Raw genomic sequence first — 21,225 nt, forward strand, 5'->3', positions numbered from 1 at the left:
GGCCTTCACCCTAGACCGGAGGGAGTTGTCCACAGTTCGGCGTCTATCCACAGATACGGCATTGTGCGTTTCGCCGGACGGTGGCCGCCGATAAAATTCGAACATGTATTCGATCGAGGGGTCGCCCGAGGTGTCCGCCGCCCTGGACGCGCTCGACGCCGCCGCCGCAGCGATCCGCGGGCTGAACTTCGACCGGTTGGACCCCGCCGTGCGGCTGCGCTTGCTCGAGCGGATGGAGGCCTCGCGCCGGCGGCAGATCGCGGTGAGCCACGACGTGATCGCCGGCCTGGTGAGGGAGGATCCCGCCGCCCTCGGTGGCCCGGTGCACAAGGTGATCGCGGACTGGTTGCGGATCAGCTGCGCCGAGGCGTCCCGTCGGCTTCACGACGCCACCCAGCTGTCGCCGCGGCTGACCCTCACCGGCCAGGAGTTGCCGCCCGAGTTGCCGGCCACCGCCGTGGCGTGGAGCGACGGCCTGCTCGACGGCCAGCACCTGCGGGTGATTCAGGCGTTTGTCCGCGACCTTCCGGCGTCCACGCCCGTGGCCAAGGTGGAAACCGCCGAACGATTCCTGGCGAATGAAGCCGCGAAAGTACGGCCCGATCAGCTGCAGAAGCTCGCACACCGGTACGCGCTGTCGATCAATCCCGACGGGAAGTTCTCCGACGCCGACCGCGCGCGTCAGCGCGGCTTCACCTGGTGTGGTCAGAGCCCCAACGGGATGAGCGTCGGAAAACTGGTCGCATCCCCGGAGCTGCGTGCCAATCTCGATGCGTGGATGTCCCACTTCGCGGCGCCCGGAATGTGCAACCCGGACGATGAAACGCCTTGTGTCGGAGGCGAACCCGATGACGAGTGCGCGCGCCGAGATCCGCGCAGCCATGCCCAACGCCAGCACGACGCGCTCAACGCCCTGGTGCGCGGCCAGTTGGGCGATCCGAAACTCGGCCAGCACAACGGCTTGCCGGTGGCCGTGATCGTGGCGACTACGCTGCAGGAGCTGACGTCGGGCAACGGACGGGCGGTAACCGGTGGCGGGACGCTGCTGCCGATGCGCGACGTGATCCGGATGGGCAGCCACCCATACCACTATCTCGTCGTGTTCGACGAGCATTCAAGCCGCCCACTGTATCTCGGCCGGTCGCGGCGCATCGCCTCGCCGGATCAGCGCCTCGTCCTCTACGCTCACGACCGCGGCTGCACGCATCCCGGCTGCGACGCGCCCGGCTATTGGTGCGAGGTGCATCACCTGAACGAATGGGCGGCCGGCGGCACGACCGATGCCGACAACCTCACCTTCGCCTGCGCGCCGCACCACAAGCTGGTCGAAAAGGGCTGGCGGACAAGGAAGAATGCCAGCGGGGACACCGAGTGGATACCGCCGCCGCGGTTGGACCGCGGGGTCCGCACGAACGACTATCACCACCCCGAGCGCGGCATCGGCGACCGCGCCGGCCCCTGACTTCACCTACGTGACGAACCGCCCGGCGAAGCCGCGCAGCGGCAGGTCGGCGCTGGTGATCAGCCCCGGCGGCGCCGCGATCACCGACTTGATCGCGGCGAGGGCCGGCATGCCGGTGACGGTCATGCCGATCGAGGCGAAGCTGTCCGGGTTGGACAGGTCCACGCCGGGCTTGGGAAAGATCATGTGCTTGTTGTAGACGCACGGGTCGCCCTTGATCTGGGTGATGTAGCAGCCCTTGATGTTCCAGCTGGGGTCGGTGTGTGGGGTCATCTGCCATTCCAGATGCGTCTCGACCCGCGGGACGCCGTCGACCATGCCCTGGTACTTGATGTAGTTGCCACCCAGCGAACCCTTCGGCAGGGTGTACCAGCCCAGGTCGACGTCCTTGGTGCAGGCGCCCAGCTCGTAGCTGAACTTGACCTCGTCGAGCGGCAGGTCGAAGCAGTCGGCCATCATGTACACGCTGTCGGCGAAGACGCGGGTGTACTTCTCGAGCTTCGCGGGGATTTCCGGATCGTCGACCGGCTGGCCGTAGCCCACCTCGATCCAGGTGTCCTTCGAGTGGTGGCACGACACGTCGACGGACTCGATGGTGGTGATGTTCTCGATGTCGGCGACGTCGGCCGAGCACACGACGCCCAGGATCTGATTGAGCCCGGGGTTCATTCCGGTGCCGTAGAACGTCGCACCGCCCTTCTCACACGCCTCGGCGAGCAGCCGGCTCACCGGTTTGCCCGACGGGTGCGGGTGATTGGTGTCGCGATGCCAGCCGGTGATCCAGTCCGCGGTGGTGACGATGTCGATGCCCGCCTCGAGCACCTGTAAGTAGAGGTCCTCGTCGGGGAACACTCCGTGGAAGGTCAGCACGTCCGGCTTGGCGGCGATGATCTCCTCGACGGTCCCGGTGAACTTCACCCCATTGGCCCCCACGCCGGCGAACTCCCCGGTGTCCTTGCCCACCTTCTCCGGCGAATAGGCATGCACGCCAATGAGTTCGAGATCGGGCTGGGCGGCGATCCTTTTGATCATCTCCGAGCCGACGTTTCCGCTTCCGACCTGAAAGACGCGGATCGGTGTTGCACTCATCGGGTTAAGCCTTCCTGCGATACGAACGCGTCGGGATAGAACTGCTTGGCCCACTGGCGAATTGCCGTGAATCCCTCGTACTCGTCGGTGGCCAGTGCGGGTGGATCCGAATACCGTTGGTGCTGCCAGATTTCGATGTCCTGGGTGAACTGGCGGATCACTTCCCGGCCGAATTCGGCCGCCTTGCGTTCGGCGCGGTCCGAGTCGTTGCCCGGCGCGCGGCCGATGTAGACCATGAATCGGACGTCGGAGGTGCGCTCGTCCACCGGGGTGATCGCGGAGATGGTGCGGTTGTCGATCATCCCCCAGCTCTTGGTCACCGCGATTCCCAAGCCGCCGTTGATGGCCTGCACGCCGCTATTGACGTCCTCGATCTTCTGCCCGTCGTCACCCTCGAAGGTGATGGTGAAATCGACATACGACACCGGCTCGGCGAAGTCGTGGCGGGTGAACACCGGCACGATAGGGGTGTTGTGCACGTACTTGAAGTGCGCGAAGTCCACCCCGTTCTCCAGCACGTACTGCGGGTGCATCTCCAGCGTCTCGCGGTAGAGCCGCTGCTGCGGGTAGTAATCGTCGGCGCTGCTGCCGTCGTCGAAGCCGGCGAACACATCCGGCGGGTCGAAGTACGGTTCGCGGCGTTCGAGGTCGTGCCAGATGTAGACCGACGCGTTCCGTTCCACCACCGGGTAGGTGCGCATGCGCCGGCCGCGGTTGGGGCGGTCCTGGTACGGGATGCAGACGTTGCGGCCCTCTTGGCTCCACTGCCAGCCGTGGAACGGGCACTGCAGCACCTCGCCGACGACCTTGCCGCCGTATCCCAGGTGCGCGCCGAGGTGCTCGCAGTAGGCGTTCATCACCGTGAGCTGGCCCGATTCCGCGCGCCAGGCGACCATTTCCTGGTCGAAGTACTTCATCTTGTGCACGTCGCCGACGCCGATCTCGTCGGACCAGGCGACCTGGAACCAACCGGTCGGCTTCATCGACAACGGCGGCTTAGCCATCGCGTCCTGCCATATGACTGCCCTCCCTCGGGTTACGAATATAGGCCGCAACACCAAAATATCAAAGTACCCTCTATGAAACTACTCATCCCGCCCGGCCGGGGTGGATAAGATCGCCCAATGACACGCGCACGCAGCGGAGCCGGGATCGCGGGCCGCCGCCCGAACCGGCGCGGACATGCGACTCGCGAAAGCATGCTCGAGGCCGCGCTGCGCTCCCTGGCCTCCGGCGAGCCGGGCTCGGTGTCGGCCAACCGCATCGCCAAGGACATCGGCGCCACCTGGGGCGCGGTGCAGTACCAGTTCGGCGACACCGACGGGTTCTGGGCCGCGGTGCTGCACCGCACCGCCGAGCGGCGCGCCGTGACGTTCTCGACGCTGTCGGCCCCGATCTCGACGGAGGCGCCGCTGCGGGAACGCGTCGGCGCCATCATCGACACCCTCTACACCGGCCTGGCGTCGGCGGATTCGCGCGCGATCGAGAACCTGCGCGCCGCGCTGCCGCGCGATCCCGGCGAGCTCGAACGCCTCTACCCACGTACCGCCGCCGAGCTGTTTTCCTGGGGCAAGAGCTGGCTCGAGACCTGCCAGCAGGCGTTCGCCGGTCTGGCCGTCGACCCGGACCGGGTCCGCGAGGTGGCCGCCCTGATTCCCGGCGCGATGCGCGGCCTGGTGTCGGAACGCCAGCTGGGCTCCTACGCCGACCTCGACATGGCGCGCCGGGGCCTGACCAACGCGTTGGCCGCCTACCTGGAGCCGTCCCGGCCGTAGCGGCCTCAGGCGTCGATGACGACGCGCCCGCCGTCGGCCCGCGAGACGCACACCAGCATGCCGTCGTCGCCGGGCGCGGCACGCCCGCGGTGATCCACCTGTCCGGCAAGCACTTTGACCCGGCACGTGCCGCAGAATCCCTGCCGGCACGAATAGGGGGTCGTCGGGTCGCGGTCGAGCATGACGTCCAGCGCCGTGCGATTGGCCGGCACCGCGAGCACCTGGCGTGATCGCGCGAGCTCGAGTTCGAACGGAGCTCCGTCGACGATCGGCGCCGGGCTGAACCGCTCGTAATGCAATGGCGCGCCGGCATGTTGGTCGCGGGCGACCCGCACGGCTTCGAGCATGGCGCTCGGCCCGCACACGTAGACGGCGGTGGCCGGGCCGGCGCCGGCCAGCAGCTCCGCCACGGCCGGGAAGCGGCCGTGCTCGTCGTCGGCCCACACCGTGACCCGTTCCGGGGCCACCGACACCACCTCGTCGAGCAACGGCATGTATTCGCGGCTGCGCCCGGTATAGATTGCGCGCCAATCGATCCCGCGCTGTGCGGCGGCGCGGATCATCGGCAGGATGGGCGTCACCCCGATGCCGCCGATGACGAACAACACGTCGCGCTCGGCCGTGCCGAGATAGAACGCATTGCGCGGGCCTTCGAACTCACACGTGTCGCCCACGCCGAAGGCCTCGTGCATCTCGATGGATCCGCCGCCGCCGTCGGCGATCCGGCGCACCGCGATGCGGTAGTCGGTGCGCCGCCCGGGAGGACCGCACAGCGAGTACTGCCGGCGCCGGCCCGAGGGCAACAGGACGTCGATGTGCCCGCCGGGCGTCCAGGAGGGAAGCAGGCCGCCGTCGCGGTCGGCCAACGTCAGCGCGACGACGTCGGGCGCGACGAGCTCGCGTTTGGTCACGACCGCGGTCAGCGTGCGCTGCACCGGCTTCACCCGCGACGGCTGCCACCGCGACACCGAGGCGAATCCCTCGAACACCGCACGGATGCCCCACAGCAGCGACCCGAAGCGGTCGTGGTCGCGCCGGCCGTACAGGTCGGCGGGCCGGCTGGCCCAGATGCTTTCCGGCACCGGTCCCCCTACGTCTGCCGAATGTCCAAGCGCGCGAACAGCCGCACCGCCCCCGGGCTGATCCGCCGCATCGCGTAGCCGATCCTGGATTCGGCGGCGATCGGCAGCACGGCCGGACCGGTCTTGATGGCCTTCACGATCGCCTTGGCGGTCGCCTCGGGGGTGAAGTTGCGGCGCCGGTAGGCGGCGTCGGCCTTGCCCCGCGCCCGCTCCTGCTGCTCGGCGCTCATCCCGGCGTAGGTCGTGCTCTTGGCGATGTTGGTGTTGACGAAGCCCGGGCACACGGCGGTGACCGTGATGCCCTCGTCGGCGAAGTCGGCGCGCAGTGATTCGCTGAGCGCCAGCACGGCCGCCTTGGTGGTGCTGTAGGCGACCATCGATTTCGACGGCAGGTAGGCCGCCGCCGAGGCCACGTTGATGATCGTGCCGCCCTCGCCGCGCTCGACCATCTGCGCACCGAACGCCCGGCTGCCGGAGATGACGCCGTGCACGTTGACGCCCATGATGTCTTCCCAATTCGCGGAGCTGGTCTCCAGGAACCGGCCCGCCATTCCGATGCCGGCGTTGTTCACCAGGATGTCGACCACCCCGTGCTCGTTGCGCACTTGTGCCGCAAGCTCGTTCATCGCGTCCTCGTCGCTGACGTCGACCTGGTAGACCGCGGCTTCGGCGCACGCGGCGCGCACGGCGTCGGCGGTTTCCTTGGCGGCGGCCCGATCACGGTCGGCGAGGATGATCTTGCGGGCGCCGTGCCGGGCCAGTTCCAGCGCGGTGGCCCTGCCGATTCCGGCGCCGGCGCCGGTGACCAGGGCGAGTTTGCCGCGCACGTCGCGTCGTTCGCCGCGCGCCTCGGCCACGACGGGCCCACCGGCGACGGCCCGGTCGACCCATTCGGCGGTCAGCCGGGCGACGACGTCGGGGCGCGACGTCACGACCCAGTGCCCGCCCTCGATCGCGATCACCCTGGCGCCGTGGGGAATTGCTCCGGTGAAGCGCTGCAGCGCGGGTGTGACGAAGACGTCCCGCCGCGGAACCAGGGTCTGCACGGCGACCGTCGTCGTCGGGAGTTGCGGACCCGGCGCCAGCATGGGCGCGGGCATGTTCTGCCGGTACAGGTTGAGCCCGTGGACATAGTCGGTGACCGACCGCATGGTCTCGTGGCGCTGGCTGCGGGTGCTCGAGCGGCCGATGCGTTCAAGGGCCTCAATGACTTTCACGCCGATCCTCGAGCGAAACGACAGTTCGGGCACTCCCGGGCACAAGAAGAAACCGATGTAGCCCGACGAGATCAGCTGCCTGGCGACTTGGGCCACGGCCCGGGGCGTGCGCGCGGACCGCAGAAACGCCCCGGCGTACTGCAGGTGCGGGCCCGAGATCGACGTGAACGACGCCACCTTGCCCATCACCGAGTCGTCGGTGACCGCCGCCCACGCCTGGATCGAACCCCAGTCATGGCCCAGCAGGTGCACCCGCCCGACGCCCAGGCTGTCGATCACCGCGTCGATGTCGGAGACGAGTTGTGCGAAGTCGTAGCCGGAACATTGTGTGGGAGAAGAGGATTCACCGGCGCCGCGCACGTCGTAGGCGACGAAGTTGTAGGGCTTACCGGCCAACTCCCGGGCCACGCCGTCCCAGACGTGGTGGTTGTCCGGAAAACCGTGAATCGCCAGGATGGTTGGGCGCGCCGGGTCGATGTCGGTGTAGCGGTGCACGGCCAGTGTGACGCCGTCGCTGGCGGTGAGGCTCGACGTGGTGCCCATCGGTCAGTGCGACGCCCGCGCGGCGGGTGAGACGGCTAGGTAGTCGACGGCCTGCCCCAGCCCGCCGAGCTGCGAGGGGTGAAAGCCCGGCCGGTAGTAGTTCCCGATCGCTCGCACGAATCGCAGCGGCCCGGGCACCAATCCGCGGCGGGCCGCGGCGAAGTAGTCGCGCCAGCGGGGCTTGGTGCGCGGCGGCAGATAGGGATCCAGCGAGTACAGGAACCGCACCCCGCGGATCCACAACAGCAGCATGGCGGGCGACACGACCAGCTGGGCGCGGACCTGCCGCCAGTAGCCGGCCCGCAGATGCTTCATGGTGTCGAAGGCGACCGCCTTGTGCTCGACCTCCTCGGCGCCGTGCCAGCGCAGCATGTCCAGCATCACCGGATCGGTGCCGATCGCGTCGTGGGCCGGCGAGTTCAGGATCCACTCGCCGAGGATGGCGGTGTAGTGCTCGATGGCGGAGACCACAGACACCTGCTCGAGCAGCCAGCTCTGCCGGCGGCGCTCGCTCCAGTGGGGCCGCGGCCCCAGCAGCGTGTCGAACAGCCACTTGATCTGGCCGGTGTAGGGGGTCAGGTCGATGCCCCGCGCGGCGAAGTGGGCGAGCACGTCGGCGTGCGCCTGGGAATGCACCGCCTCCTGCCCGATGAACCCCTGGACGTCCAGCCGCAGCTGATCGTCTTTGATCAGCGGCAGGGCCTTCTTGAACACGTCGACGAAGAACTCCTCGCCGGCGGGCAGCAGCAAATGCAGCACGTTGAGAACGTGGGTGGAGAACGGCTCACCGGGCACGTAGTGGAACGGCAACGTCGCCCAATCGAAGTGCACGTCGCGCGCCTCGAGGACCAGCCGTTCGTGGTCGAGCGACGCGTCGTGCGGACCCGCCGCCTGGTCGTCGATGGTCAGCATTATTGCCCCCTACCTCGGCGTTTCCGACGCCGCGAGCTGCCATTATAGTTGCGCGACCAAGTATGCGGAACCACCGGTACCGGGTTTTGTCCGGCCGGTGTCTGTGGCGTCCTCAGGGCGCGACCGGGCGCAGGTCGTAGGATCCCGGATCGGTGTTGACCAGCATCGCGCGATGTTCGGCCGGCGTGAAAGGCCACACCTCGGGCACGCCGTCCTTGTTGAGGTACCAGCTGTCACAGCCGGTGGTCCACACGGTGTTCGGCATCGCGGCGCGCAGCCCCGCGTTGTAGCGCTCGGTCGCCGAGGGCGTCGGCTCGACGGTGTCGAATTCCCCTCGGCGCCAACGCTGGATCCACCCCAGGACGTGCTCGGCCTGCGATTCGGCGACGGTCGTCAGCGCCAGGTTGCCCACCGGGCTGTGCGGCCCCAGCATCATGAAGAAGTTGGGAAAGCCCGGCATCGCGACGGTCTGGTACGCCCGCGGCCCGTCGCGCCAGACGTCGTCGGCGGCGATCCCGTCGCGGCCGGTCAGCCGCATCGGCCGGAAGAAGGCGTGGGTGTCGAATCCGGTGGCGAGCACGATGATGTCCACGTCGTGCAGGACGCCGTCGTCGGTCACGATGCCGCCCCGCTCCACGTGGTCGATGCCGGCGGTGACCAGGTCGACGTCGTCGCGCTGCATCGCGCGGTAGAAGCCGCCCGACATCACCAGCCGTTTGCACATCGGCGTGTAATCGGGGGTCAGCGCCCGGCGCAGCTCGGGGTCGCGGACCTCGCGGAGGCTGGCGCGGCACAGCGCCCCCATGATCTTTCGGCGCACGCCGGGCTTGGTCAGCCCCACCGCGAAGAGGTCGAACACCACGCTGTAGCCGCGGTACGCCATCCGGTCCAGCCACGGAAACCTGTTGCGGGTGAGGCCGGTGAACCTGGTGTAGCGGGGGTTGGGCAGCTTGAGCACCCACTGGGCCGTGCGCTGAAACAGCATGACCCTGCCCGCCACGCCGGCCAGGCCGCAGACGAGTTGCACGCCCGTCGACCCGTTGCCGACGATCGCGATCCGGAGCCCGGCCAGCTCGACGGAATGGTCCCAGCGCGCCGAGTGAAAGACGTGGCCGCCGAAGTCGTCCAGGCCGGCGATCGACGGCATCCGGGGATGATGCAACACGCCGGTGGCCGTGATCAGGAAGTCCGCCGCGCACTGTTCGCCGGCGGCGGTGCGCAATGACCAGCGGCCGTTCTCGAAACGGGCATCGGTGATTTCGGTGCCGAACCGGATGCGGTCCCGCAGGCCGAACCGGTCCGCGATATTCCGGAAGTAGTCCTGGATTTCGCCGCCGGGCGAGAACAGGTGCGTCCAGTGCGGGTTGGTGGCGAACGTGTACTGATAGACCCGTGACGGTATGTCGCAGGTCAGGCCCGGATAGGTGTTGTCCCGCCAGGTGCCGCCCACCTCGTCGGCCTTCTCGAAGATGGTCACATCGGTAATACCGCTGCGCAGCAACGCAATTGCGACGCACAACCCGGACATGCCGGCCCCGACGACGGCTACGGCGGGATCGCGTCGCGTCATGGCAGAACTCCCGCGGCTCTTGGGCTACTCGGTTTCGGCGCGCTGTTTGAGGCGCTGCAGGGTGAGCCGGATGTGCTCGGTGTTGGCGGCCGTCCGATCGCTCACGCCGGTGGCCTTGCCGGCGACCTTGCGGAACCACCCGGGCCTGCGGTCCCAGGTGCTTTCGGTGACCTCGCATCCCCCGTCGGCCGCGACGATGTCGTACTGCCAGCGCGCGATCGGAAGGATGGTGTGGGTCACGTCGAAGGCGAAGCGGCGGCCCGGTTCCGCGTCGGTGACGGTGCATTTGGTGCTCCAGCGCCGGCCGCCGTTCTCGTTGTGGCCGGTGAAGACCGCGCCGGGCCGCACGGCGTCACCCTTGCGCCATTCCATCGCCACCGCCTCCTCGGCCAGCGAAGCCAGGGTGGGCAGATCGGTGATGAGCCGGTACACCGCGTCGGGGCGGGCATCGATCTGCACGGTGGCCGAAACGCACGGGTCGGTCATCCGCCGATCATAGCCAGCACGCGATGCGATGCACATCGATTGCGGCCCCTGTGAACTTTCTTCACACTTGAGAGGGAATGCGCGAACGAGGGGCGATCATGCGAGTCGGCGTACCGACCGAGACCAAGACGAACGAGTTTCGCGTGGCCATCACCCCCGCCGGTGTCGCCGAGTTGATCCGCCGCGGCCATGACGTGCTCGTCCAGTCCGGGGCAGGCGAGGGATCCTCGATCACCGACTCCGAGTTCAAGGCGGCGGGCGCCCAACTCGCCGATACCGCCGAACAGGTTTGGGGCGACGCCGACCTGCTGCTCAAGGTGAAAGAACCCGTGCCGGGCGAGTATGAGCTGTTGCGGCGCAACCAGATTCTGTTCACCTATCTGCATCTGGCCGCGTCGCGTGCGTGCACCGACGCGTTGTTGGCGTCCGGAACGACGTCGATCGCCTACGAGACCGTCCAAACCGGCGACGGCACACTGCCGTTGCTGGCGCCGATGAGCGAGGTGGCCGGCCGGCTGTCCGCTCAGGTGGGGGCGTATCACCTGATGCGCACCCACGGCGGGCGCGGCGTGCTGATGGGCGGCGTGCCGGGCGTCAAGCCGGCCGACGTCGTGGTGATCGGGGCGGGCACGGCCGGTTACAACGCGGCCCGCGTCGCCGGCGGCATGGGGGCGATGGTCTCGGTGCTCGACGTCAACATCAACAAGCTTCGGTTGCTCGACGCCGAGTTCGGCGGACAGGTCCGCACCCGCTACTCGTCGGCCTACGACCTGGAGGGCACCGTCAAACGCGCCGACCTGGTGATCGGCGCCGTGCTGCGGCCCGGCGCCAAGGCCCCCAGCCTGGTATCGAATTCCCTTGTCGCGCAGATGAAACCGGGCGCGGTGCTGGTGGACATCTCCATCGACCAGGGCGGCTGCTTCGAGGACTCGCGGCCGACCACGCACGACGACCCGACCTTCGTCGTGCACGACACGGTGTTCTACTGCGTGGCCAACATGCCCAGCGCGGTGCCCAAGACGTCGACGGTGGCGCTGACGAACGCGACGATGCCCTATGTGCTCGCGCTCGCCGACCGCGGCTGGCGGGCGGCGTGCCGCTCGGATCACGCTCTGGGCAAAGGTCTTTCGACGCACGACGGCGCGTTGCTGTCCGAACAGGTGGCCACCGATCTCGGCCTGCCGTTCACCGACCCCGCCGAGGTGCTGGGTTAGCCCGTGGCCGCGAGGCCGGCGATGATGTCGGCCGCGGGGCCGGCGGTGGCGTGCTTGAATGCCGCCCCGGCCCACAGCGGTATCCCGTTCGGGTCCTCGATGGCGGCGGCGGCTTCCCGGATGGGCGATGTCATCTGGTTGACCTCGGGGTAGCCCAGCGGCGCCACGTGGTCGAGCATGCGGGTGAAGTCGTTTTCCAGGCCGCGCGCATACCGGCCCGAGAATGCCCGCGTCACAACGGTTGTCGCGAACAGCGGGTTTTTCAGGGCGGTGCGATGCGCGGGGTTGGTGCCGGCCTCGTCGGCGAGCAGCAGCGCGGTGCCGACCTGCGCGGCCACCGCCCCCCTGCGCAGGGCGGCCCCGACCTCGTCGGCGGTGCCCAGCCCGCCCGCGGCGATGATCGGGACGTCGTGGGCGTGGCGGATGCGATCGATGAGCTGGTGCAGCGACTCGTTGGCGGGTTCCATGTCGGGCGCGAACGTGCCGCGATGCCCGCCCGCGGCGGGGCCCTGGGCCACCAGGCTGTCCGCGCCGGCCGCGACGGCCACCCCGGCCTCGTAGGCCGAGGTCACCGTGACCATCACCAGCAGGCCCAGCGCGCCGAGGCGCCGGATCACGTCGGGCGGCGGGACACCGAACGTGAACGACACCAGCTCGGGACGGACGTCGGCCACCACCTCGAGCTTCTGCTCCCAGCCGTCGTCGTCGCCGTAATGCGGGTGACCGACCTCCACTTGGTAGTGGTCGGCGATCTCTTCGAGTTCCGCCGCGTAGTAGTCCAGGGCCACCCAGTCGGCCACACTGGGCTGGGGCACAAACAGATTCACCCCCAGCGGGCCGGTGGTGGCCTTGCGCGCGGCGGCGATGTCGTCGGCGAACTGCTCGGCGCTGAGGTACCCGCCGGCGACGAAGCCGAGCCCGCCGGCGTTGGACACCGCCGCGGCCAACGCGGGAGTTCCGGGCCCGCCGGCCATCGGGGCACCCACGATGGGCACCACGATGTCCCAGAAGCCCAGTACCATTCGGCTAGTCCGCCGACGGCGAGCGCCGAGGGGGCGCGAGTGAGGAGGCGGACATTCGAGCTAGCCTACCATCGCCCGAAGTTGTTGGGGCAGTGACCGTTTGGCCGCATAGGGGCCGAGAACCGCGGCGCCGTAGCGCTGCCCGAGCAGCTTGCGGGCGACGGCGTTGACCTCCTCGACGGTCACCTGGTCGATTTGGCGCAGGGTGTGCTCGATGCTGCGGTGTTTGCCGTAGTTGAGCTCGCTGCGGCCCAGGCGGCTCATCCGCGAGCCGGAGTCTTCCAGGCCGAGGACCAGGCCGCCGCGCAGCGAGCCCTTGGCGATCCGGCATTCCGACTCGGTGATGCCGTCGCGGGCCACGGAGTCGAGGACCGTGCTCGTGACGGCCATGACCTCGGCGAAGCGTTCGGGCTGGCAGGCCGCGTACACGGACAGCGCGCCGCTGTCGGCGAAGATGTCCACCGTCGAGTACACCGAGTAGGCCAGCCCGCGCAGCTCCCGGACCTCTTGGAACAGCCGAGAGCTCAGGCCGCCGCCCAGCGCGGTGTTGAGCACCGACAGCGCCCAGCGGTGCTGCCAGCCGCGGCCGGGCGTGCGCACACCCAGCGACACGTGCGTCTGCTCGGCGTCCCGATTGCCCAGCGTCAGCCCGGGGCGGCCGGTGACCCGCCCCGCGCCCTTGCGCGGCGCGATGGGTCCGCGGCCGCGGACCAGGCGCGCGCCGAAGTGCTTGCGCACCAGCGCGACCACCTCGCCGTGGTCGACGTTGCCGGCCACCGCCACCACCATGCGTTCGGGCGTGTAGCGCCGGACGTGAAACGAGTGCAGCTGGCTGCGCGTCATCGACGTCACCGACTGCGCGGTGCCGATGACGGGCCGGCCCACCGGGTGGTCGCCGAACAGCGCGCCCAGGAACATGTCCCCGAGCGCGTCCTCGGGGTCGTCGTCGCGCATCGCGATCTCCTCGAGGACCACGTCGCGTTCCAGTTCGACATCCTCGGCGGCGCAGCGGCCGTTGAGCACCACGTCGGCGACCAGGTCGACGGCCAGCGCCAGGTCGCTGTCGAGCACATGCGCGTAGTAGCAGGTGTGCTCCTTGGCGGTGAACGCGTTCAGCTCCCCCCCGACGGCGTCCATCGCCTGGGCGATGTCCACCGCGGTACGGCTGGGGGTCGACTTGAACAGCAGGTGCTCGAGGAAGTGGGCCGCGCCGGCGACGGTGGCACCCTCGTCGCGCGAGCCGACGCCGACCCAGACCCCGACCGAGGCGGACCGCACCGCGGGCAGGTACTCGGTGACCACCCGCAAGCCGCCGGGCAGCGTGGTGCGGCGCAGTGCGGCTTGCGGTTCGGTGTCCGCCGCGGCCGTGTGGTTGCCCCGCCGCAGCGCGGGGTCAGCTGCTCGCTTTGCCGAATCAGCTCGTGGCATCGGCAGGGGCGGCCGCCGGGGCTTCGGCGGGGGCCGAGGCGTCGTCCTCCACCAGCACCAGCGAAATCTTGCCGCGCTTGTCGATGTCGGCGATTTCGACGCGCAGCTTGTCGCCGACGTTCACCACGTCCTCGACCTTCGCGATGCGCTTGCCCTTGCCGAGCTTGGAGATGTGCACCAGGCCGTCGCGACCGGGCAGCAGCGACACGAACGCACCGAAATCCGTTGTCTTGACCACGGTTCCGAGGAAACGTTCGCCGACCGTCGGCAGCTGCGGGTTCGCGATGGCGTTGATCCGGTCGATCGCGGCCTGCGCCGAGGGCCCGTCGGTGGCGCCGACGAACACGGTGCCGTCGTCCTCGATGGAGATCTGCGCGCCGGTCTCCTCGGTGATGCCGTTGATGACCTTGCCCTTGGGGCCGATGACCTCACCGATCTTGTCCACCGGAACCTTGATGGTGGTGACCCGCGGGGCGTACGGGCTCATCTCGTCGGGCGCGTCGATGGCCTCGGCCATGACCTCGAGGATCGTCACGCGCGCATCCTTGGCCTGGCCCAGCGCGCCCGCCAGGACCTGCGACGGGATGCCGTCGAGCTTGGTGTCCAGCTGCAGCGCGGTGACGAAGTCCTTGGTGCCGGCGCACTTGAAGTCCATGTCGCCGAACGCGTCCTCGGCGCCGAGGATGTCGGTCAGCGTGACGAACCGGCGCTCGGTGCGCCCGTCGATCTCGACGTCGTCGGAAACCAGGCCCATCGCGATGCCGGCCACCGGCGCCTTCAGCGGCACACCGGCGTTCAGCAGCGACAGGGTGGACGCACAGACCGAGCCCATCGAGGTGGAGCCGTTGGAACCCAGCGCCTCGGAGACCTGGCGGATGGCGTACGGGAACTCCTCGACGCCCGGCAGCACCGGGATCAGGGCCCGCTCGGCGAGCGCGCCATGCCCGATCTCACGCCGCTTGGGCGAACCCACGCGGCCGGTCTCGCCGGTGGAGAACGGCGGGAAGTTGTAGTGGTGCATGTAGCGTTTCGAGGTTTCCGGCCCCAACGAGTCGATCTGCTGGGCCATCTTGACCATGTCGAGCGTGGTGACCCCCAGGATCTGGGTCTCACCGCGCTGGAACAGCGCGCTGCCGTGCGCGCGGGGCACCACGGCGACCTCGGCAGACAGGGCGCGGATGTCGGTGATGCCGCGGCCGTCGATGCGGAAGTGGTCGGTGAGGATGCGCTGGCGCACCAGTTTCTTGGTCAGCGAGCGGAACGCGGCGCTGACCTCTTTCTCGCGGCCCTCGTACGTCTCGGCTAGGCGCGCGAGCACCTCGGCCTTGAGCTCGTCGGTGCGCGCGTCGCGCTCGGCCTTACCGCCGATGGTCAGCGCCTTGGCCAGCTCGTCGGTGGCCACCGAGGCGACCGAGTAGTAGACGTCTTCCTGGTAGTCCGGGAACGTCGGGAACTCGCCGACCGGCTTGGCGGCCGACCCGGCCAGCTCCTCCTGCGCGGTGCACAGGGCGGCGATGAACGGCTTGGCGGCCTCGAGTCCTTCGGCCACAACGGTTTCCGTCGGCGCCTGGGCGCCGCCCTCGACGAGCTCGATGACGTTCTCGGTGGCCTCGGCCTCGACCATCATGATCGCGACGTCACCATCCACCTTGCGGCCCGCCACCACCATGTCGAACACGGCCCGCTCGAGTTGCTCGACGGTCGGGAACGCCACCCACTGGCCGTCGATCAGCGCGACCCGCACGCCCCCGATCGGACCCGAGAACGGCAGCCCGCTCAGCTGGGTGGAGGCCGACGCGGCGTTGATCGCCAGCACGTCGTACAGGTCGTTGGGGTCCAGGCTCATGACCGTGACCACGACCTGGATCTCGTTGCGCAACCCGGAGACGAACGACGGGCGCAGCGGCCGGTCGATGAGCCGGCAGGTCAGGATCGCGTCCGTGGAGGGACGGCCCTCGCGACGGAAGAACGAACCGGGGATGCGACCGGCGGCATACATCCGCTCCTCGACGTCGACGGTCAGCGGGAAGAAGTCGAAGTGCTCCTTGGGGCTCTTGCTGGCGGTGGTCGCCGACAACAGCATGTTTTCGTCATCCAGGTACGCGACCACGGACCCGGCGGCCTGCTGGGCCAGCCGGCCGGTCTCGAAACGGATGGTGCGGGTGCCGAAGCTCCCGTTGTCGATGGTGGCGGTCGCCTCGAACACGCCCTCTTCAATTTCAGCGACAGACATGGACGTCCGTACGGCCTCTCTTATTCGGCTGTTTCGCGTAGTCACGCGCAACCTGGAGAGGGTCCGCAGGACCCGTGCGGGCCTGCGAGTCACCCTGGGAGCTAATCCCGAAGAGCCAGTCTGAATGCGGCTACGGCCATCGATCGAAGCGGCCGAGAAGCCCCAGATCCGGAGAGCCCGGCAGCCACTACCGAAGACCGCCCGATGCAGACTGGGCTGCTCCCTCGAAGGTGCGTAGTGACACGCTGGAACGGCGCACGCGGATCTGCGTGACCGCACCGTTGCTCGGGCCGAACCGGCCCAGAACGTCCTTACTCTACACGGGCGACCCCGCCCCGCCAGCATCGCGCGGGATCAGGCGGGCGTCATCGGCCCGTCGTTGAGGGCGTCAGCGACGCAGGCCGAGGCGCTCGACCAGCGAGCGGTACCGCGCCACGTCGATCTGGGCGACGTACTTGAGCAGCCGGCGCCGGCGCCCGACCAGCAGCAGCAGCCCGCGCCGCGAGTGGTGGTCGTGCTTGTGCACCTTCAGGTGCTCGGTCAGGTCGGCGATCCGCTTGGTCAGCAGCGCGACCTGGGCCTCCGGGGACCCGGTGTCGGTGTCATGCAGGCCGTAGGTGCCCAGGATTTCTTTTTTCTGCTCGGCAGTCAGCGCCACGAACTATCTCCATCAATCGGTCCGCGAAAGGTAAATGGTGCAGGCGCGGCCACCGCGAACCGCAGCACGCGCCGATGTCGTCCGGCAGTTTAGCAGCGCTGGGACCGCCGGGCACAAACGCGGCGGCTCATCAACCCGAGGACAGCAGCGCCCGCGCCCGGTCGGTGTCCTTGCCCATCGCGACGACGAGTTCGTCGATGGAGTCGAACTTGTGCTGTCCGCGGATGCGGGCGACGAAATCGAGGGCGACGTACTGTCCGTACAGGTCGGCGTCGGTGTCCAGGACGAACGCCTCGACGGTGCGGGTGCGTCCGGAGAAGGTGGGGTTGGTGCCGACGGACACCGCCGCCTGATAGCGCTCGCCGGGGACGATCTCCCCGGGGGCCCCCGCCCCGCGACCGTGGCCGAGCAGGGTGAACCACGCCGCGTACACGCCGTCGGCCGGGATGGCCGAATACATCGGCGGCGCCACGTTCGCGGTCGGGAAGCCCAGTTCGGCGCCGCGGCCGTGACCCCGCACCACCACGCCCTCGACCCGGTGCGGGCGGCCCAACGCTTCGGTGGCCGCGACCACGTCGCCGGCGTCCACGCAGGACCGGATGTAGGTGGACGAGAACGTGACGGTCTCGTTGCTGTGGTGTTCGGACAGCAGCGACATCGACTCCACGGCGAACCCGAAGCGATCGCCGGCGCGCCGCAGGGTCTCGACGTTGCCGGTCGCCTTCTTGCCGAAGGTGAAGTTCTCCCCCACGACGACCTCGACCACGTGCAGGTTCTCCACCAGCAGCTCGTGCACGTAGCGGTCCGGCGTGAGCTTCATGAAATCGGTGGTGAACGGCATCACCAGGAAGACGTCGATGCCCAGCTCCTCGACCAGCTCGGCGCGCCGCGTCAGCGTCGTCAACTGCGCCGGATGGCTGCCGGGATAGACCACTTCCATCGGGTGCGGGTCGAACGTCATCAACACCGTCGGCACGCTGCGCGCCCGCCCCGCCTTCACCGCGTGCGCGATCAGCTCCGCGTGGCCGCGATGCACGCCATCGAACACACCGATGGTGAGCACACACCTGCCCCAGTCCGTGGGAATCTCGTCTTGGCCGCGCCACCGCTGCACGACCGCAAGCCTACGGCGCCGAGTGCCCGGCCGGGAGATCCGGAGGGCGCAACACCCGCCGGGGTGGCGGGGAACACGCCGGATCCGGACGGGGTTGCCTAAACTTTGTCGTTGTGAGGGCTGACGAAGAGCGTGGCGGTCTCACCGCGGTCGGCCAGGACTACCTCAAGGCGATCTGGAATGCCCAGGAGTGGTCCCCCGACAAGGTCAGCACCAAGATGCTGGCCGAGAAGATCGGGGTGTCGGCCAGCACGGCCTCGGAGTCGATCCGCAAACTCGCCGAGCAGGGCCTCGTCGACCACGAGAAGTACGGCGCGGTGACCTTGACCGCGGCCGGGCGGCGGGCGGCGCTCGAGATGGTGCGCCGGCACCGGCTGCTGGAGACCTTCCTGGTCAACGAGCTCGGCTACGCCTGGGACGAGGTGCACGACGAGGCCGAGGTGCTCGAGCACGCGGTGTCGGATCGCCTCGTGGCCCGCATCGACGCCAAGCTGGGATTCCCGCAGCGCGACCCGCACGGCGACCCCATCCCGGCCTCCGACGGGCAGGTGCCCACCCCGCCGGCGCGCCAGCTGTGGGCGTGCGGCGACGGGGACGCCGGGACGGTGGCCCGGATCTCCGACGCCGACCCCGAGATGCTGCGCTACTTCACCGACGTCGGCATCAACCTCGACTCCCGGCTGCGGGTCCTGACCCGCCGCGAATTCGCCGGCATGATCTCGGTGGCGATCGAATCCGGCGACGGCGCCGAGACGACCGTCGACCTGGGCAGCCCGGCGGCGCGGGCGATCTGGGTGACGGCCTGAGGGTTTCGGGTTCGCGAACGTAACGTGGCTGCGATGATCGGCGACGATCTTCGCAGTGCGGTTACGCTCGCGAAGCTCAGTCGGCCAGTAATCCCTTGGCGATGTGGGTGACCTGCACCTCGTTGCTCCCGGCGTAGATCATCAGCGACTTGGCGTCGCGGGCCAGCTGCTCCACCCGGTACTCGGCCATGTAGCCGTTGCCGCCGAACAGTTGCACGGCCTCCATCGCCACCTCGGTCGCCGCCTCCGACGAGTACAGCTTGATCGCCGACGCCTCGGCCAGCGTCAGCGGTTTACCGGCCTGTTGGCGCTCGATGGTGTGAAAGACCATGTTCTGCACGTTCATTCGCGCGATTTCCATCTTGGCCAGCTTGAGTTGGATCAGCTGGAACTGCCCGATGTTCTTGCCCCACAGCGTGCGACTCTTGGCGTAATCGATGCACAGCCGGTGGCATTCGTCGATGATGCCCAAGGCCATCATCGCGATCCCGATCCGCTCGGCGGCGAAGTTGGCGCGGGCGCTGTCGCGGCCGTCGCCGTCGGTGTGCTGTTCGCTCTCGCCGAGCAGCCGGTCCGGGCTCAGCCGCACGTTGTCGAAGAACAGCTCGCCGGTCGGCGAGGACATCATGCCCATCTTCTTGAACGGCTTGCCCTGCGTCAGGCCCGGCATGCCCGCATCGAGCACGAAAACCAGCACCGACCGGTTGCGCTTGTCGACCTTCTTGTCCGGGGAGCCATCGCCCTCGTCGAGCTTCGCGTACACGACCAGGACATCGGCGTAGGGCCCGTTGGTGATGAACGTCTTCTGCCCGTTGAGGATGTAGTCCGCGCCGTCGCGTTTGACGTAGGTCTTCATGCCGCCGAACGCGTCCGAGCCCGAGTCCGGCTCGGTGATCGCCCACGCCGCAATCTTTTCCAGCGTCATCAGCTCGGGCAGCCAGCGCTCCTTCTGGGCCAGCGTGCCGCGGCTCATGATGGTCGCCGCACCCAGACCGAGGCTCACCGAGGCGGTGCTCAGCAACCCGATGCTGACCCGGGCGATCTCGGAGACCAGCACCGCGATCATCGATCCCTGGGCGCCACCGCCGAAACCGCCTGCGTCGTCCGGCTTTTCGTCGGGCTCCTCAGCCGCGGGCCTGCCGTCGAGCTTGGAACGTTCGGAGTCCAGCATCTTCTTGACCGACTCGGCGGCCATCGCGTCGAGGCCGAACTGGCTGAACAGCTTGCGCGCGATCGGATAGGGCGACATTGCGCCGCTTTCCAATTCGTCGAGGTGCGGCCGGATCTCCTTGTCGACGAACTGCCGAACGGCATCCCGGACCATCAGGTCGGTGTCGGACCACTCGATCATGATGTCCTTAGCGTTCGGCGCGCTGATAGGCGGTGACGACGGCGGCGCCGCCCAGCCCGATGTTGTGTTGCAGTGCGGCGCTGACGCCCTCGACCTGACGTTTGTCGGCCGTGCCCCGCAGCTGCCAGGTCAGTTCCGCGCACTGCGCCAGCCCGGTCGCGCCCAGCGGGTGGCCCTTGGAGATCAGGCCGCCCGAGGGGTTGACCACCCAGCGACCGCCGTAGGTGGTGTCGCCGTTGTCGATCAGCTTGGGCGCCTCGCCCGGCCCGCACAGGCCCAGGGCTTCGTAGAGCAGCAGCTCGTTGGCCGAGAAGCAGTCGTGCAGCTCGATCACCTGGAAGTCTTGCGGACCCAGCCCGGACTGGTCGTAGACCTGTTGTGCGGCTTGCACATTCATGTCATAGCCGATGAGGTTCTTGGCGCTTCCGTCGAACGTCGAGGCGAAGTCGGTGGTCATGGCCTGTCCGACGATCTCGACGGCCTGGCCCGCCAGCCCGTGGCTGTCGACGAAGCTTTCCGAGGCCAGGATCGCGGCGCCCGACCCGTCGGAGGTCGGCGAACACTGCAGCTTGGTCAGCGGGTCGGAGATCATCCGCGCCGCCAGGACGTCTTCCAGCGTGTAGGACTCCTGGAACTGGGCGAACGGGTTGTTCACGGAGTGCTTGTGATTCTTGTAGCCGATCTTGGCGAAATGCTCTGCGGTGGAGCCGTATTGCTTCATGTGCTCGCGGCCGGCGGCGCCGAACATCCACGGCGCGACGGGCATCGCGAACTCGTCGATCTCGGCCATCGCCTTGACGTGTTTGGCCATCGGCGATTCGCGGTCCTGGGCCCCGCCGCCCAGCGAACCGGGCTGCATCTTCTCGAAACCCAGAGCGATCGCGCAGTCGACGATGCCACCGCGGATCGCCTGCGCGGCCAGGAAAAGCGCCGTCGAGCCGGTGGAGCAGTTGTTGTTGACGTTGACGACCGGGATGCCGGTCATGCCGAGCTCATAGAGCGCGCGCTGCCCGGACGTCGAATCACCGGCGACGTAGCCGACGTAGCCCTGCTGCACCTCGTGGTAGGCGATGCCGGCGTCCGCCAAGGCGTTGGTTCCCGATTCGCGCGCCATGTCCGGGTAGTCCCAGCCCTCGCGGCGACCGGGCTTCTCGAATTTCGTCATCCCGACGCCGACGACATAAACCTTGTTAGAGATCTTGTTAGACATCATCGTCCCTTCCGCAGCGTGGGCCGCCTAGACCATCAGTGTGCAACGTGGCC

The 21,225-nt window shown here is 68.6% G+C and carries 18 protein-coding genes; 4 read left to right on the forward strand and 14 right to left on the reverse strand.

Annotated features, from left to right (window positions below; all coding sequences use genetic code 11):
- The first annotated feature begins 103 nt into the window (after positions 1-103).
- Positions 104-1,462: an HNH endonuclease signature motif containing protein gene (locus AC0KS4_RS16570; RefSeq protein ID WP_238956417.1), complete on the forward strand. Its 1,359-nt coding sequence runs from the start codon at positions 104-106 to the stop codon at positions 1,460-1,462.
- A 6-nt stretch (positions 1,463-1,468) separates the two neighbouring features.
- Here AC0KS4_RS16570 and AC0KS4_RS16575 read toward each other — a convergent pair whose 3' ends face one another.
- Together AC0KS4_RS16575 and AC0KS4_RS16580 are read right to left on the reverse strand one after the other, a co-directional pair.
- Positions 1,469-2,551, reverse strand: a complete 1,083-nt coding sequence (locus tag AC0KS4_RS16575; protein ID WP_238956418.1) for an NAD(P)H-dependent amine dehydrogenase family protein — start codon at positions 2,549-2,551, stop codon at positions 1,469-1,471.
- Positions 2,548-3,555, reverse strand: a complete 1,008-nt coding sequence (locus tag AC0KS4_RS16580) for a Rieske 2Fe-2S domain-containing protein (protein ID WP_238956419.1) — start codon at positions 3,553-3,555, stop codon at positions 2,548-2,550. The genes AC0KS4_RS16575 and AC0KS4_RS16580 overlap by 4 nt, the downstream gene beginning before the upstream one ends.
- A gap of 195 nt (positions 3,556-3,750) precedes the next feature.
- On the opposite strand from AC0KS4_RS16580, the gene AC0KS4_RS16585 reads away from it, so the two are divergent.
- Entirely contained in the window at positions 3,751-4,326 is a 576-nt protein-coding gene (locus AC0KS4_RS16585; protein WP_425326357.1) for a TetR/AcrR family transcriptional regulator, read from the forward strand.
- Between the two features lie 5 nt (positions 4,327-4,331).
- Here AC0KS4_RS16585 and AC0KS4_RS16590 read toward each other — a convergent pair whose 3' ends face one another.
- The 5 genes from AC0KS4_RS16590 to AC0KS4_RS16610 all read right to left on the reverse strand — a co-directional run bounded on the left by AC0KS4_RS16590 (position 4,332) and on the right by AC0KS4_RS16610 (position 10,136).
- Positions 4,332-5,408: a PDR/VanB family oxidoreductase gene (locus AC0KS4_RS16590; RefSeq protein ID WP_238956421.1), complete on the reverse strand. Its 1,077-nt coding sequence runs from the start codon at positions 5,406-5,408 to the stop codon at positions 4,332-4,334.
- A gap of 8 nt (positions 5,409-5,416) precedes the next feature.
- The gene (locus AC0KS4_RS16595) at positions 5,417-7,168 is read right to left on the reverse strand and encodes an SDR family oxidoreductase (RefSeq protein WP_238956422.1); all 1,752 of its coding nucleotides are present in this window, start codon (positions 7,166-7,168) and stop codon (positions 5,417-5,419) included.
- 3 nt (positions 7,169-7,171) lie between these two features.
- A complete protein-coding gene (locus AC0KS4_RS16600; protein ID WP_225327626.1) occupies positions 7,172-8,080 on the reverse strand; it encodes a metal-dependent hydrolase in 909 nt (302 codons plus the stop codon).
- Positions 8,081-8,192: 112 nt separating this feature from the next.
- On the reverse strand, positions 8,193-9,650 hold the full coding sequence (locus AC0KS4_RS16605; RefSeq protein ID WP_238956423.1) for a flavin-containing monooxygenase: 1,458 nt from the start codon (positions 9,648-9,650) through the stop codon (positions 8,193-8,195).
- Between the two features lie 24 nt (positions 9,651-9,674).
- On the reverse strand, positions 9,675-10,136 hold the full coding sequence (locus AC0KS4_RS16610) for an SRPBCC family protein (protein ID WP_238956424.1): 462 nt from the start codon (positions 10,134-10,136) through the stop codon (positions 9,675-9,677).
- A gap of 98 nt (positions 10,137-10,234) precedes the next feature.
- Here AC0KS4_RS16610 and ald point away from each other — a divergent pair, with 98 nt between their 5' ends.
- Complete coding sequence (gene ald / locus AC0KS4_RS16615; protein ID WP_238956425.1) at positions 10,235-11,350, forward strand: alanine dehydrogenase; 1,116 nt, start codon at positions 10,235-10,237, stop codon at positions 11,348-11,350.
- Here ald and AC0KS4_RS16620 read toward each other — a convergent pair.
- The 5 genes from AC0KS4_RS16620 to AC0KS4_RS16640 all read right to left on the reverse strand — a co-directional run bounded on the left by AC0KS4_RS16620 (position 11,347) and on the right by AC0KS4_RS16640 (position 17,805).
- Entirely contained in the window at positions 11,347-12,372 is a 1,026-nt protein-coding gene (locus tag AC0KS4_RS16620) for a nitronate monooxygenase (RefSeq protein ID WP_225327622.1), read from the reverse strand. The two genes, ald and AC0KS4_RS16620, sit on opposite strands and share 4 nt — an antisense overlap.
- Positions 12,373-12,432: 60 nt before the next feature.
- Positions 12,433-13,800 (reverse strand): M16 family metallopeptidase, encoded by a 1,368-nt coding sequence (locus AC0KS4_RS16625; RefSeq protein WP_238956426.1) that lies wholly within the window; start codon positions 13,798-13,800, stop codon positions 12,433-12,435.
- On the reverse strand, positions 13,787-16,033 hold the full coding sequence (locus AC0KS4_RS16630; RefSeq protein ID WP_238956427.1) for a polyribonucleotide nucleotidyltransferase: 2,247 nt from the start codon (positions 16,031-16,033) through the stop codon (positions 13,787-13,789). The genes AC0KS4_RS16625 and AC0KS4_RS16630 overlap by 14 nt, the downstream gene beginning before the upstream one ends.
- A gap of 388 nt (positions 16,034-16,421) precedes the next feature.
- A complete protein-coding gene (rpsO, locus tag AC0KS4_RS16635; protein WP_066950523.1) occupies positions 16,422-16,691 on the reverse strand; it encodes a 30S ribosomal protein S15 in 270 nt (89 codons plus the stop codon).
- A 130-nt stretch (positions 16,692-16,821) separates the two neighbouring features.
- Positions 16,822-17,805 carry a bifunctional riboflavin kinase/FAD synthetase gene (locus tag AC0KS4_RS16640; protein WP_225327619.1) on the reverse strand — a complete coding sequence of 328 codons (984 nt, stop codon included), beginning with the start codon at positions 17,803-17,805 and terminating at the stop codon, positions 16,822-16,824.
- 113 nt (positions 17,806-17,918) lie between these two features.
- Here AC0KS4_RS16640 and mntR point away from each other — a divergent pair, with 113 nt between their 5' ends.
- Positions 17,919-18,611 (forward strand): manganese-binding transcriptional regulator MntR, encoded by a 693-nt coding sequence (gene mntR, locus AC0KS4_RS16645; RefSeq protein ID WP_238956428.1) that lies wholly within the window; start codon positions 17,919-17,921, stop codon positions 18,609-18,611.
- Between the two features lie 76 nt (positions 18,612-18,687).
- Here the strand turns inward: mntR and AC0KS4_RS16650 are convergent, their stop codons facing one another.
- Both AC0KS4_RS16650 and AC0KS4_RS16655 read right to left on the reverse strand, forming a co-directional pair.
- Complete coding sequence (locus AC0KS4_RS16650; protein WP_238956429.1) at positions 18,688-19,962, reverse strand: acyl-CoA dehydrogenase family protein; 1,275 nt, start codon at positions 19,960-19,962, stop codon at positions 18,688-18,690.
- A 7-nt stretch (positions 19,963-19,969) separates the two neighbouring features.
- Entirely contained in the window at positions 19,970-21,172 is a 1,203-nt protein-coding gene (locus tag AC0KS4_RS16655) for a lipid-transfer protein (RefSeq protein WP_238956430.1), read from the reverse strand.
- Between the last annotated feature and the right edge of the window lie 53 nt (positions 21,173-21,225).

It is taken from the genome of Mycobacterium sp. NTMscope_MAC_12 (assembly GCF_976985675.1).

Coding starts and splice junctions, on each gene's coding strand:
- AC0KS4_RS16570 (WP_238956417.1), top strand. CDS start 104: ATGTATTCGATCGAGGGGTCGCCCGAGGTGTCCGCCGCCCTGGACGCG.
- AC0KS4_RS16575 (WP_238956418.1), bottom strand. CDS start 2,551: ATGAGTGCAACACCGATCCGCGTCTTTCAGGTCGGAAGCGGAAACGTC.
- AC0KS4_RS16580 (WP_238956419.1), bottom strand. CDS start 3,555: ATGGCTAAGCCGCCGTTGTCGATGAAGCCGACCGGTTGGTTCCAGGTC.
- AC0KS4_RS16585 (WP_425326357.1), top strand. CDS start 3,751: ATGCTCGAGGCCGCGCTGCGCTCCCTGGCCTCCGGCGAGCCGGGCTCG.
- AC0KS4_RS16595 (WP_238956422.1), bottom strand. CDS start 7,168: ATGGGCACCACGTCGAGCCTCACCGCCAGCGACGGCGTCACACTGGCC.
- AC0KS4_RS16600 (WP_225327626.1), bottom strand. CDS start 8,080: ATGCTGACCATCGACGACCAGGCGGCGGGTCCGCACGACGCGTCGCTC.
- AC0KS4_RS16605 (WP_238956423.1), bottom strand. CDS start 9,650: ATGACGCGACGCGATCCCGCCGTAGCCGTCGTCGGGGCCGGCATGTCC.
- AC0KS4_RS16610 (WP_238956424.1), bottom strand. CDS start 10,136: ATGACCGACCCGTGCGTTTCGGCCACCGTGCAGATCGATGCCCGCCCC.
- ald (WP_238956425.1), top strand. CDS start 10,235: ATGCGAGTCGGCGTACCGACCGAGACCAAGACGAACGAGTTTCGCGTG.
- AC0KS4_RS16620 (WP_225327622.1), bottom strand. CDS start 12,372: ATGGTACTGGGCTTCTGGGACATCGTGGTGCCCATCGTGGGTGCCCCG.
- AC0KS4_RS16625 (WP_238956426.1), bottom strand. CDS start 13,800: ATGCCACGAGCTGATTCGGCAAAGCGAGCAGCTGACCCCGCGCTGCGG.
- AC0KS4_RS16630 (WP_238956427.1), bottom strand. CDS start 16,033: ATGTCTGTCGCTGAAATTGAAGAGGGCGTGTTCGAGGCGACCGCCACC.
- AC0KS4_RS16650 (WP_238956429.1), bottom strand. CDS start 19,962: ATGATCGAGTGGTCCGACACCGACCTGATGGTCCGGGATGCCGTTCGG.
- AC0KS4_RS16655 (WP_238956430.1), bottom strand. CDS start 21,172: ATGTCTAACAAGATCTCTAACAAGGTTTATGTCGTCGGCGTCGGGATG.